The organism is Methylomicrobium sp. Wu6, from assembly GCF_035916875.1.
Classification (GTDB): Bacteria; Pseudomonadota; Gammaproteobacteria; order Methylococcales; family Methylomonadaceae; genus Methylomicrobium.
Window position 1 is genome coordinate 66,038 of sequence record NZ_JAXUHN010000091.1, and the last position, 12,759, is coordinate 78,796.

At 55.6% G+C, this 12,759-nt stretch carries 9 protein-coding genes; 1 reads left to right on the plus strand and 8 read right to left on the minus strand.

The window, feature by feature from the left end; genetic code table 11:
- Nucleotides 1-179 precede the first annotated feature (179 nt).
- The 5 genes from tagF to tagH are packed head-to-tail and all read right to left on the minus strand — an operon-like array spanning nt 180 to nt 9,650.
- Nucleotides 180-1,799 (minus strand): type VI secretion system-associated protein TagF, encoded by a 1,620-nt coding sequence (gene tagF / locus U2W12_RS16820; protein ID WP_326501851.1) that lies wholly within the window; start codon nt 1,797-1,799, stop codon nt 180-182.
- Nucleotides 1,796-5,341 (minus strand): type VI secretion system membrane subunit TssM, encoded by a 3,546-nt coding sequence (gene tssM, locus U2W12_RS16825; RefSeq protein ID WP_326501852.1) that lies wholly within the window; start codon nt 5,339-5,341, stop codon nt 1,796-1,798. The genes tagF and tssM overlap by 4 nt, the downstream gene beginning before the upstream one ends.
- Nucleotides 5,342-5,349: 8 nt before the next feature.
- The gene (gene icmH / locus U2W12_RS16830; protein ID WP_326501853.1) at nt 5,350-6,696 is read right to left on the minus strand and encodes a type IVB secretion system protein IcmH/DotU; all 1,347 of its coding nucleotides are present in this window, start codon (nt 6,694-6,696) and stop codon (nt 5,350-5,352) included.
- 5 nt (nt 6,697-6,701) lie between these two features.
- Nucleotides 6,702-8,039: a type VI secretion system baseplate subunit TssK gene (gene tssK / locus U2W12_RS16835; protein ID WP_326501854.1), complete on the minus strand. Its 1,338-nt coding sequence runs from the start codon at nt 8,037-8,039 to the stop codon at nt 6,702-6,704.
- A gap of 33 nt (nt 8,040-8,072) precedes the next feature.
- Nucleotides 8,073-9,650 (minus strand): type VI secretion system-associated FHA domain protein TagH, encoded by a 1,578-nt coding sequence (gene tagH / locus U2W12_RS16840; RefSeq protein WP_326501855.1) that lies wholly within the window; start codon nt 9,648-9,650, stop codon nt 8,073-8,075.
- On the opposite strand from tagH, the gene U2W12_RS16845 reads away from it, so the two are divergent.
- Entirely contained in the window at nt 9,637-9,828 is a 192-nt protein-coding gene (locus tag U2W12_RS16845; protein WP_326501856.1) for a hypothetical protein, read from the plus strand. The two genes, tagH and U2W12_RS16845, sit on opposite strands and share 14 nt — an antisense overlap.
- Here U2W12_RS16845 and tssJ read toward each other — a convergent pair.
- The 3 genes from tssJ to U2W12_RS16860 form a co-directional block, all read right to left on the minus strand.
- Nucleotides 9,812-10,312: a type VI secretion system lipoprotein TssJ gene (gene tssJ / locus U2W12_RS16850; RefSeq protein WP_326501857.1), complete on the minus strand. Its 501-nt coding sequence runs from the start codon at nt 10,310-10,312 to the stop codon at nt 9,812-9,814. The two genes, U2W12_RS16845 and tssJ, sit on opposite strands and share 17 nt — an antisense overlap.
- Before the next feature lie 81 nt (nt 10,313-10,393).
- Nucleotides 10,394-12,349: a type VI secretion system tip protein VgrG gene (locus U2W12_RS16855; RefSeq protein ID WP_326501858.1), complete on the minus strand. Its 1,956-nt coding sequence runs from the start codon at nt 12,347-12,349 to the stop codon at nt 10,394-10,396.
- A gap of 107 nt (nt 12,350-12,456) precedes the next feature.
- Nucleotides 12,457-12,747 carry a PAAR domain-containing protein gene (locus U2W12_RS16860; RefSeq protein WP_326501859.1) on the minus strand — a complete coding sequence of 97 codons (291 nt, stop codon included), beginning with the start codon at nt 12,745-12,747 and terminating at the stop codon, nt 12,457-12,459.
- Nucleotides 12,748-12,759 lie beyond the last annotated feature (12 nt).

Sequence of the window (12,759 nt, forward strand, 5' to 3'; positions counted from 1 at the left end):
TTCTGACTTGCTTAATATTTGTAAATGGCTTCATGGTAAGTCGCGCGCCTTAACCTGGGAAATTTGCTTAACAAATGACTGCTAAAACCCAAATCAGGTTTTCGTACCGGTTCCACGCTTTATCCAAAACATAAAGCTGTTTAAATTCACATACATTAAACTCTTTATTAAAAAATTGTTCAAAGTTTTTCACGCGCGGCCCTTACCACGACCACCGAAATATTATCCCGACCGCCTCTGCTTTCCGCTTCGTCAACCAGCTTTTGCACAATGTCGCGAGGTGAATCCGCGCCACAAAAAAACGCGATATCCGCATCGTCGAGTTCTTTGATCAAACCGTCGCTGCATAAAATAAACAGATCCCGCTCGGCGATTGTTCCTTCGCCTCCATCGATTTCCAACAATCCATCCGCACCGACCGCGCGCGTAATGACATTGTCATGGGCTGATGCGGGCAAAGCCTCGGATGCGTCGTATCCCAGACTCGTCAATGCCGACGACAAAGAATGATCCCGAGTCAGTTGCTCGAGAATACCTTGCCGGTACCGGTACAAACGGCTATCCCCAGCCCACAGGTAACGGAAGCGGTTGCCGGAAACCAACAGCACCACGATCGTGCTGCCGATGATTTGGCCATTGCCCCGGCTTTCGGCCAGATGCAGCAGATCGCGATTGACCGCTTGCAGGCTCGATTCGACCTGTTCACAGTAGCGATCAATATCATCGATGCGGGGAATTTTCGCCAGGGCGGTTACCAAGGCCTGACTCGCGACATCGCCCGCGCTGTGCCCGCCCATGCCGTCGGCCACCGCCCACATCCCGGCATCGCACCTATCCAGAATCGCATCTTCATTGAGCTTTCGGCGCCCCCCGACCACACTGAGTCCGGCACTTTCCGCTACCCAGTCTTGACCGGCCGGCGGTTTACGCTCACGATTGTTCCTGCCGACCGTGATCTCTTCATCCTCTCGAACCGGATGGCTTGTATTTTGCCCGTTTGCCGGCGCCTCGGGCGCGGCGGTTCGTTCCGATGCGATGCCGTCCGTCTGAGGAAAACCTTCGCCCAAATGCATGCTGGAAAACTGCCATTGGCGGCTCGGCCATACACCGTTCAGAAATCCGGCGAAAGCATCGATCGGCGGCATCCCATCGCACAATAGGAAGGAAGTTTTGGAATTTTCAATGTCAGTTGACCGCCAATAACTGCACCGCTCCAAAAAACGGCTGCCGAACTCGCCGCCTACCTCGCGCAAAGCCTGGGGCGTATCCCGGGAATTATCGAGCCGGAAGAGAAACGCCTGCCGCGCCGAAGCGGTGTCGATGCCTGTCTGGCCGTAGCGAATCGGCCGCGCCGAGATAAATTCGCCGAGGCGCAAACGCTCGATACGGGCATCAAAACTGTCCAGGTCGAAATCGTAGTCGAGCGTGGACAGCGCCAACTGCGACAACGCATCGAACCAGCCGCAATCGGGTTCGAACAAATCAGTCAACGGCCAATGGTTGACTTTCGCAGCCAGCGTCAACGGAAAATAGCGACCTACCCGGTCAACGCTCGGCATCATCACCCCGGCCCAGGCATCGTTGCCGCACTGCCCTTCAGCCAACGCGAACTCCCAGATCGGGCTGTACAAAAAAGTCTCCAGCCAAGCTTCCCCCAACTGCTCGCGGCTGGCGGTCAAGCCGGCCTGCAACCAATGATCCCAAGGCTCGATGAACTGTCTCGGCAAACGCCGGAACAAAAAATCGCCGTGACTCGGAAGCTTGCCGTAAAAACCCGGCGCGGCATCCGGCTGGCTCACAAACCTTCCGGACAGCGGAAACCTTGCATTTCGCGCAGATTGAACGGATTCATCACACTGGCCGCACGCAGTTCATAACGCGCGCTCATGCCTTCCAGCTGAAACGTCAGATTGAATTTTTCCGGCGCAGCGGTCGGTTCGATCGTGGCCTCGTCGAGCAAGCGAAAGAAAGCCCAGGTTCCTTCCTTGCTGCGGCTGGTCTGGTGGCCGTCGAGGGTTTCAAACACGATCCGCACGCCTTGGCTCGGCGTCGGCCCCGGCCACTTTAGACTGGCTGCCTGTTCCGGGCCGTGCCGGTAAACCGCTTCCTGGCCTTCGATTTGCAAGCGAAAAGTGCCGACATTCGGATCCAGCGCCTGCGGTTTCAATTCGAATTGCACCTGCGGCGAAGCGCCTGCCGCGAAAAAGGCATCGCGAATTTTGGCGGCCAGTTGAAAGCGGCGGATCGATTCCTGCGAGAGCCCCAATGGCTTTTCTGCCGTCATTTCTGTCCAAACGGGCTTGCTGGTATCGACGAATGGCTTCAGATTCGCTTGAAAAAACTGGTCCATCAGACCGGACGGGGCGAAGATCTTCGCGAAATCGGCCAGCAAGACATCCTGATTCGCGCCCGTATTGAACGGGTAACGGCCTGTCAAAGCGGCTTTACATGGCGAAGCAACGCCGGTCTTGACCATTTCGCTCAACTGGCCTTTGGCGGCCGAGGACAACTTCTGGCCGCCGCTGCTGACGATGATTTGCAGCCAGCCGTTCAACGGCGCCGGCAGGCGAGCAAATTCGAGTTGCGCCTGTTTCAACACGTCCGTACCGCCGCCGCTGAACAGGCTGGCCTGATTTTGCAAGGCCTGGCCGCCGGTGTTGGCGCTGCTCAATTGCAAAAAGTAATCGCGCAGACTTTTCAGTTGCTGCAAAACCGGCTCCAGCGCAATCGGCTTGTCCGGACCGCCTCGCACCAGATTGTTCAAGGGCTCGAACTGCACTTCCGCCGCGATCGCAGGATCAGGCCCGCTATCGACGCCAGCTGCGTTTTTGGCCATCGCGAGCAACTGCGAGGTCTTCGCGTCCGGCGACTTCAGCGCATTGCCGACCGCTTTCGCGATCGAATCGCTGGCCTCCTTGCCGAGCCGGCTGAACGATGTATTCGCATCGATGCCATCCAGCAATTTGCGCAAAGGGCCGTCGGGCCGGGATAAAATATCGAGCATTTGCGCCATCTGGCTGGTCGTCAACGCGGGCTGCAACTTCAGCTTTGCAAGCAGATCCGACCAGACCGTCTTATATTCGTCGATATAGAGTTTCTTCAACTCAGCGTGCAGTTTTTCGACCTCCGCGACTTCAAGCCGGGTCTGGCTGCCCAATACCCAATTCTGCTCGACCGCATCCTTTACGAAATCGCGGCTTTTGGTCAAAAACAGTTCCTTATAGCCGTAGCCGGTGAATACGGCGGGGATGCTGTATGACGAAAAATCCTTGCCGTCCGACAACGCAAACACGCGCGCGCCATCAGCGCCCAACTCCTTCCCCAATCTGAAATCATGCGCTTGATCGAGAGTCGCTTCCGATTTGAAGCGGGAGTAAATCTGACCTATCAACGGCACTTGCATCAGTTTTCCGCGCACCGAATTCACAAAATCGTCGTCGATCCGCGCCGGATCAAGTTGTAATTTGAGCAGGTTGTCCAAATGCCGGACCAATTGGGCGACGGTCTCGGGATCGCTCGCATATTGCCGGTCCCAGTCCGCGCGAATCCAGGTCATCGCTGTTTCCGGCGCCATCCGGTCGGTCTGATTGAACATCAGATAAACCTTCAACAACTCATACAGCACGTCGAGTTTATTGCCTTCAGCACTCTGCATCCGTTCTTTCAGCCGCAGCATGATCGACGGCAGAAAATACTCGCGCAGCATCGCATCGTAGGCATGATGGGCGGCCGCCTGTATTTTGTCGCCCTGCGACAGGCCGAATCCCATCATCGGACCGCCGTCCCGATAGACATCCACGATCGCCTGCAGAATGTTCAGCCGCGGCAGCAACATCTGAAAATTATCCTGGGTATTGCTCGCAGACAACTTGATCGATCTATACTGTGCGATCTGCTCTTCGACCTTTTCGAGCGCGGATCGGTTATTGAAATAACTGATCGTCCACAGAGAAATCACGGACAGAAAGACCAGTCCCGCACCGATGTAGGCGCCTAGCTGCAACCAGCGCGTGCGCTTTTCCAGCTTCGGGTCCTGGCCGGCCAGTTCCGCTTCCGGAAACAGCACGTCTTGCAATAATCGGGTTAGAAAGTAACTCTTGCCCTGTCCGCTGTACATCGGAACCACCTGCCGGTCCAGGTGGAAAGCGCCGGCCAAAATACCCAGCATTCTGTCGATCGGCGTGCCTTCTTGAGTCCCGCTGGTGAAATAAACGCCGCGCAGCAGCACCGGCTCTTCGTAACGGTTCGCTGCGTATGTCGCCTGCAAGAAATCCAGCATCGCGGGCTTCGCCAACGCCATCTGCTGCGGAAAATCCAGAATACTGGCTCGCCGCCGTACGTCGCGTTCGTCCTGAATACGCCCGAGCGTCCGGTGCTGCAAGCGCTGAAGCAATTCGTCATAAGCAGTCGCAAAACGCGCCGACACATCAGGGTCGCCGCTCAAGGTATCGGCGGAAAAGGTTTCACCCCATACCTGAGCGCGCTGTTCCTGCGTCAGATCGGCGAAGAAATCATTGAAACCGGCCACCAGATCGGCCTTGGTAAACATCATATACACCGGCAGGCGCACGCCGAGATGTTGATAAAGCTCATGAATCCGCGAGCGCACGGCCTTGGCGTGAAGCAGGCGCTCCTGCTCGGACTGCTGCAACAAATCCGAGAGGCTGGTCGCCACGATGACGCCATTCAACGGCCGGCGCGGACGGTATTTTTTGATCAGCGCCAAAAAACCCGCCCAGCCGGCCGCATCGACCGCCTTGTGGCTTTCCTGCATCGTGTAGCGGCCGGCCGTATCCAAAAAAACCGCATTGTCGGCGAACCACCAGTCGCAATTGCGGGTTCCGCTGACCCCTTTGATCGCGGGTTTGCCGAGTTTTTCGGCCAACGGAAAATGCAGGCCGGAATTGACCAGTGCGGTGGTTTTGCCGGAACCGGGCGCGCCGATGATCGCATACCAGGGCAACTGATAGACGAACTGGCCACGGGATTTACCGTCGGCGCGCGATTTTTTCAACACTGCGAACGCTTCCTCGAACCCCTTGCGCAGCGTATCGACCTCATCGGCCGAGGCCGTCGCGATAGGGTCCGCATCCGCCGACACCAATTGTTCGACCAGTTGTTTTTCGGCGCTGCCGGCGCGAAGCTGCATGGCCAGCCGAAAAATCACCCAAGTCACGAACAATCCGACAATCACCAGCGTCCTGGCGAGCACCGATTCCAACGGCACACTGCCGGCGATCGCGATCAACGGTCCGGCCAGCCATATCAGGCAGCTGAGGGCCGCCAAACCCAAAAACTGGATGACCCACTTATTCGTAAAAATTGCCTTGAGCTTTCCCATCTGTGCTCTCACTGAATCTGTAAATCGACGCGGCGATTGATCGCCCGGTGTTCCGGCGTGTCGTTGGGTACCAACGGTTCGCCCTCGGCCCGGCCTTCAAAGCGTATCTTTCCGCCCTGCGTCGCCAGATCATTCAACATTTCACTGACTTTTTTGGCTCTCGATGTCGACAAATGCCAATTGGATGGAAACCGCGCCGAGACGATCGGCTGATCGTCGGTATGGCCAATGACCAGCACATTGTCCTTGCCGGCCGCGAACTCGTCGGCGATTTTTTTCAGCATCGGCAGGAACTCGGGCTTCAGTTGATCGCTGCCGGAGGCGAAGGAATTGCGGATTCTGATCAGCCTGTCGTCGACGACCTCGACCATGTCCTTGGCGATTTCGGTGGCAAGTATCCGTTTAAAGCGTTCCTTGCGGTCCGGATCGGCGGGCTTCACGACCGGTGCCGGCATCGTCGCGCGCGCAATCTCGATCGGCTGTTTGGCAAGCGCGAACAACTCTTTATAATCCTGGTCCGAGCGGGCATTCAACGCCAACACGAAACCAATGTAGACCAGAATCAACAGTACGCCCAGTACCGCGCCGACCACCCAGAGCGGCACATAACGCACCAGCGCATTGCGCACATCGGTCAGGCCCCGCCAGCGCGGCGACAATTCGCGTTCGCCGTCGCCCTTCACCCGCTGGATCAATTGATACAATTCGGCGCGGTATTTTTCGAGTTCATTCACGCCATTCGTCAGCACCCGATATTTACCTTCAAATCCAAGGCTGATAAACAGATAGGCCAACTCAATCAGCGCCAGATTTTGCGCTGGCTGTTTGACCAGCGCAGCCACAATATCGAAAAACTTCTCGCCGCCCCAGGCTTCCCGGTGGAAGGAGATCAGCAAACTCTGATGCCCCCAGTTGCTTTGCGATCCCCACGGCGTATTCAAAATCGTTTCATCCAGAAAGCTACAAAGCGCGTAACTGGCCATGCGGGTATGATCGGCGCTGACGCCGGATTGCAGCAGGCGATTTTCGAACAGGGTCACCTCGCTGGTTGCGCGCTGGCGCAGTGCATCGACCGCCGGATACATCGCGGTTTGTCTTAGCCGGCCGGCCAGCGAAATCAGCGGCAATGCCGCCGCGACGATCGGGTTTTCCTTGAATTCGGCGGCGGGCAATTCGACCGCGGCGGCCGGCCGGTAGGCCGGAGTCGGCGAAGTTGGAGATACCGGAGAAGAGGTAGATAACGGTGTGCTCTGCGCTACCGGCGGCGCGGCTGCCGGCCGCCGGCCTCCCGGCATCGGCCGAATAATCGTGCGGTCGCTCTCATCGAAAGGTCCTGAAGGATCGTTTGGATTCATGCCGTTCAACCTTTTCTAATTGCCCAAAACTCAAGTTCCAGTTCCGGAAAACTGCCGCCGATATGGATAGCGAAGCCGCCGGAAGCAGACATCTTCGCCCACAATTCGCTTTGCTTGTTCAGCTCGAAATACGAATAGCCGGCATGATAAGGAATCTGCCGAGGCGCAACCGGCAAAGCCTGGATCGCAATGCCGGGCAAAGCCGAACGCACCAGCAATTGAATATCTTCGACCGGCCCGATTTTGACTTGCGGCGGAAAATGACTGCGAATCAATTCCGAAGATACCTGGGCCTTGGCCGCGAGCACAAAAATCGCGCCTTCCAGCAACGTCAACTCCGGACGTTTCGCGACGTATACGCCCGGTCTGGCTTCCGCCAACGGCAATTGCACCGCATTCTGCTCCAGCACCATACTCAAGAGGCTTCGCAGTTCGTCGATCAACGGTATGAAAGTCGCTTTCAGATCGTCGTGCCTGTAGTCGGGGAAGGCGGCCGGCCGTTTGTTCGGCCGGTAAAAAGTCGCCAATTCGCCGGCCATTTGCAGGCAAAGCTGAAAAAAATCTTCCGGATGCATCGCCGAAGCATTGGCCAGATGCGCCAACAACGGCTCATAACGGTTGATCAGTTGCAACAGCATAAAATCGGCAATTTCGGCCACGCCGCCCTGACCGCTGCCGGCCACCCTTCCCGCCAATGCTTCGCCGCGCGTATGCAGCAAGCCTTGCAATTCTCCGGCGAATCCGCCCAACAGCCCGGCAGAAACGCAGTGCACGGCGGGAGGAATATACTGCTTGTCGAGGATCACCGTTTTATCGGCACGCACTTCCACGATCCTGGCGATGCCCAAGCATACATAACCCGAACGCTCCTGGCTTGCGCACATCAGCCGCGGTTTCAGCGCGCCAATCTGCACATCGTAGCGGCCGTCGGAACCGCTGTTATGATCGCGGACCTGACGCTCTGCCAGACGATAACGCGCCATATTGTCCGGGAAAGCCTCGCTATCGACTTCGGTGGAATCCGGCCTACGCAATGGCAACGCCAAATAGATGATGCTCGCTTTCTCATTCTCCGGCACATCCAACGGCATCGGCAGATCATCGTCCTGAGGCAAATTGAACGGCGTGCCGTCGGGAAATACGCCTCTGCACTCGCTGAGGCCGACCTTGCCGATCGCGAGGCAGCCATGGTCGAGTTTCAGGCTCGCAAAACCCCAGGAATAGGGACGTACGCCGAGCGACAAGCCATGCAACAGGCTTTCGAAATAACGGTCATGCTGCTGGAAATGCTGAGGCCGGAGAAACATGCCCTCGGACCAGACTACCCTATTGTGTTCAGACATATTTATGGTTCTCGGCAGGAATGCGGAAGTGTGTCATCGTTTTGGCGAGCGGCTCAACAATTGCATCTGCTGCTCGTAGGCATCGCCGAACGCATCGCCGAAGAAATCCTCCTGGGCCGCGGCTTTCAGCTTCGGATACTGGATCGTATAGTGCTCCCAGCATTTGGCTTTTTTCTGAAATTGCAAACCTTCGCCTTGCGCTTTTTCGATCAATTCGGGATCGAAAAAGCGCAGGATGTCCGCCAACGCGGCCTGAATTCCGGCGGTCATCGCCATCTGATGGTTCATTATGTCGGCAAAGCCTTCGCGCACCGCTTCTTTCGGAGTCAGAAAACCGGGATTCGTCGGTGATAAAAGCAGCCTCATCGCGTCATCGGCATTCGGGGTAAACTTCAATGGGTTATTATCGACCGAACGCATCGTGGTCACCGAAACGCGAAACTGACTTTTCAATTCCGCGCGGGCGCGCAGCACGCACATCAGCCCATCCACCATGCTGCGCAGCAATTCGCCCGATGTTCGGAACAGCGCCGGCCACTGGTCGGGAGGCAAAAAATGGGCGTCGTCGATACCCGCGCCGGCTAAAAACTCACGAATCAATTCGCTGTCCGACGGCACGGTTTTATGGGGCTCATGCGCACGCTGAGGCGCTTCAGCCGGAGCCGCCGCAGGCATTGGAGCGAATGCCGCAGGACTCTGCGGGTTGATGCCGCCGGCAACTGCCTCCGGCGCGAATTGCGCGGTTACGACGGGTTGGCGAGCATGGCCGGTCGCATCGAAAGAACTCTCCTGGAAGGGAGGAATCGGCTCGGACGGCGTTTTCAAGTCCGCATGATCGGTTGCGGCGTCGGCGAATGGGGAAGCCGGTAAATCCGAATCCGCGCGCGACGCGACTGCGGCCGGAGCGAAATCAGGCCCCGGCTTGCTTTGCTCGGCAAAAAAATCACCCGGCAATTCAGGGAAATCAGGCGGAAGCGACGAGCTTGCCGAGGAGGGCGCTCGGCTTATCGGCGCGGTATGGGGACTCGACAAATTATCCAGGGTCGATAGCAAATCGCCGAAATCCAGATCATCGGTGACGTTTTCCTTAGCGGATGCAGCGCCCTGCGGTTCCGGTGGCGTAAAGCTTTGATGAAAAATCGAGGCATCGGGCTGCTCGATGAAACTTTTCTGCAAATCGGCAACCGGCGCCGGCCTTTGTTGCGCGGCAATCGGACCATCCAAAGGACCGCTACTCGCGAAATCCAACTGCCGCACGGGTTCGGCATAAGGTTGAGAAAACACCGCCGCGGGCTCGATAATCGTCACCTGCAATTCGTATTCACCGATGCGCAGCCTTTCGCCGTTTGCCAAAACCGCCCGGCTTTGTTGCAGCAACTGATCTTGCTGTTCCAGGAAGGTGCCGGCGGCGCTGCTGTCCTGAATAAAATACTGCCCGCCCTCGTATAGAATCTCGGCATGCCGACGGGAGATATATTTTTCCGGGTCCGGCAACACTAGCTGATTGTCCGACGATCGGCCGATCGATCCGCCCCGCGCTTCGAAGCGCGCGCTGATCTCCTCGGCCGGCGGCATGCCCTTATAGCTAACCGCTTTAATGACCAATGTCATGCTCGTACCCACCGGGGAAATGACGGCGGCGCAATCAAGGCCGCCGATGAATCAATTGAAGTATTTAGAGATGCAATCAGGGACATCGCTCAAGAAAAATGGGCTGTCGTTAAAAAATACTTATGATACAAACATTGCCGCATTTTCAACAAGCCCATTTCCTACGGCTCTTTTTTAACCGGTTTAACCGGCTCGACGAGCACTTGATTCGCTTGCAATTTGATCTCCACGGCGTGCGTTTGATGGGCAGTCACCGGCAGTGTTGCGCGCCATTGCGCGGTATCCAGTTGCCTGAACGCGGCAAACACCCCCAATGCTTTTATGTCGGGCTCCAGTTGCAGCGATAAGGTCTGCTGATCGTTCGGCTTGATCAACAACTCCTGCTTGCGCGCCATGTCGGCAGACAATGTCGCCTGATCCTTATCGAATAGCGAAAAAAAGTCGGCGGAATTGAAGCCGCTGGCTTCCCGTAATTGATAAATCCGCAGCATAACCGGCGCTCCGGCCCCACTCGCATCCGCATTCACATCGGCAGCGCTGATAATTTTCAAATTCACGAGGGTCGGCGGTGCGGGCTCGGCGACGGGCGGGCGCAGAGGCTCGCTACCGCAGCCTTGCAGTAATGCGAAAGCCAAGATCAACAAGAAGCCTGATCGGATCATTCATTCATCTCCTGTTTTTAATTAATTAATCCGTTTTTTCGAGTGCGGCATTTATACCCACGGCAATAAAAGCACCATGGATCAATTGATCATCACGATCCCCCCTTTCAACGTCAGCATGCCGTCGCCATTTACGGTGGTCATCGGGCTTTTGACGTCCACTTTGGTATCACCTTGAACAGTAACCATAAGCCCCTTGATCGTGATACCGCTCTGATCTATTTTTATACTGTTTGAGCCAACCTTGAGTTCGATCGATTGCCCCGCCTCTTCCGTGATAGTGCCGGCTGTGACCTTGACCGTACGATTGCCCGTTTTCACCTCTACACTATCATTGCCGGTTTCAATTACAACCGTACGGTTGCCGGTTTTTACCGTCAGGCTGTCGTTGCCCTGATCGAGGGTCACTGTCCGGTGATTGTAGATGTCGATCGTCTGATCGCCTTGATCCTTCTTGTCGAAGCCGATCTTATGCACGTCATTGTTTTCGACAATCCGCGTAAAGTTTTTTTCGGCATGCATGTAAAGCTCTTCTTCGCCTTTTTTGTCCTCAAAGCGGATTTCGTTGAAATTCTCAGTACCGCCCTCCTTACTGCTACGGGACTTGATCCCGCTCTGGGTTTTGTTTGCTTCTAACTCATACGGCGGCATTTGCTCGGCGTTATACACTCGTCCGGTCACGATCGGCCGATCAGGGTTGCCTTCCAAAAAATCCACGATCACTTCCTGACCGATGCGAGGAATATGCATCGCTCCCCAGTTTTTACCAGCCCAGATCTGAGCGACGCGAACCCAGCACGAACTGTTTTCATCCTTATTACCCAAGCGGTCCCAATGAAACTGGACCTTGATCCTTCCGTATTTGTCGGTATAAATTTCTTCGCCGGACGGGCCGACAACGATCGCGGTCTGCACACCCTGAACGATCGGAATAGGTGTCATTCGGGGTGGTCTGAACTGGTTTTCCGCTTTCGCGGGAAGAACCCTGTAAGCGCATTCGCATTGCGCTTCGCAATCGGCAATCCCGTCCGACTCATAGCCATTGTTCTGAATCTGAAGATTCGACGAAACAATTACATATTCGCGATTTTGATCCGCCACCGGAAAATCGGCCAACGTAAACTTCGTCCCGACCGCCAATTGACGGGCGTTTCCTCGCGCCGATATTTGTTCGAATTGACTGCGCAATTCTTCCATGCGCACTGCGGCGTAGTGATCGCCGTCAACTTTCTTTTGATAACCGCCCGGATAATCATAAACTTCTTTGCCTGCTTCGTCGTGCGCTCCCGGCATGGACGACTTCGACGTTAAATCGGTACTTGGAGCCTCAAAATCGAAATCATCCAATTCGTAATTGCCTGGCTGTATTTCGTGATTCAAATCCCATCCATAGATGTGTCCTTCCTTTCGTTGTTTTTCATTCGCTTGATGAAAATAACTAATATTTGCATTTCCTGGCGCATTGCTTTGCAACCCTATCGAATCGCACAGCACGAGGGTATGGATCTCGCCGATATGCGAGAAATAGTAATAAATCCCCTCGTCCTCCATGAGCCGGCTGATAAAATCAAAATCGGTTTCGCGGTATTGAACGCAATATTCACGTTGCACATAAGTGCCGGCAAGCTTTTCTTCGATGTCCGAAACCCCGTGTTCGCCGAGGATCAGTTTGACAATTTCCGGCACAGTCTTTTGGGTCGGCATGATCCGGCAGTTGCTGCGCCGGGTTAATAACCAGGCCTTGGGTTTTATCGTTGCCCGGTAATGATAAAAACGGCCCATCATGCCGCACCGGCTAGCACGCGTCACCATGCCGGAGAGAGAACGCTGCCCGCCTTCCAGCAAATGCAAGCTAACGGTCATTTTTTTGCCCAGCAACTGCTTCAAATCAATATCTTTTTTTTCGCTGAGCAGATCCAGCTCGTATTCGAACAACTGACTGAGTTGTTCGCTGCCGGACGCGCGCCACAGAAATAAGTCATTTTCGCCTAAGGGCGTTTTAACCGAAGCAACACGGCCAGTTTGAGAAATGGGCATAAACAATTCCTGATCAATTCGGCTTCAATTTTTGCCAATACCACTAGATTATGGCCCCTCAAAATCGGCCATCTGATACGTTGGGAGATGTGCTAAACCGACAGTTTCTAACCGATCAAAACATTGAAACAACCCAAAATAATCACGCCGCCATGCGCTGTCGAATCCCCCAATCGGGCTGCGGGCTTTTTGCCGATCAATACCGTAAAGGAACCGAGAACGATCGAATCGGGCGGCCCGACGCAGGTCGCCATATCGCCGACGCGGGCCGCGGGGAGGTTACCGATCAGAACCGTCGGCTCGCCTGGCGGCAGAATCGGGCCGCCGACGTGAGGGACAGGGCCGTTAAACATCGGACAAACATGCATATCGGAAATACGCGCGGCGGGTTGGCCCATCGTTTACACTCC

Bases quoted from the DNA above. Each gene is read 5' to 3' on its own strand.
- U2W12_RS16845 (WP_326501856.1), top strand. From the start codon at position 9,637: ATGACCAATGTCATGCTCGTACCCACCGGGGAAATGACGGCGGCGCAA.
- tssJ (WP_326501857.1), bottom strand. From the start codon at position 10,312: ATGATCCGATCAGGCTTCTTGTTGATCTTGGCTTTCGCATTACTGCAA.
- icmH (WP_326501853.1), bottom strand. From the start codon at position 6,696: ATGAATCCAAACGATCCTTCAGGACCTTTCGATGAGAGCGACCGCACG.
- U2W12_RS16855 (WP_326501858.1), bottom strand. From the start codon at position 12,349: ATGCCCATTTCTCAAACTGGCCGTGTTGCTTCGGTTAAAACGCCCTTA.
- tssK (WP_326501854.1), bottom strand. From the start codon at position 8,039: ATGTCTGAACACAATAGGGTAGTCTGGTCCGAGGGCATGTTTCTCCGG.
- tssM (WP_326501852.1), bottom strand. From the start codon at position 5,341: ATGGGAAAGCTCAAGGCAATTTTTACGAATAAGTGGGTCATCCAGTTT.
- U2W12_RS16860 (WP_326501859.1), bottom strand. From the start codon at position 12,747: ATGGGCCAACCCGCCGCGCGTATTTCCGATATGCATGTTTGTCCGATG.
- tagH (WP_326501855.1), bottom strand. From the start codon at position 9,650: ATGACATTGGTCATTAAAGCGGTTAGCTATAAGGGCATGCCGCCGGCC.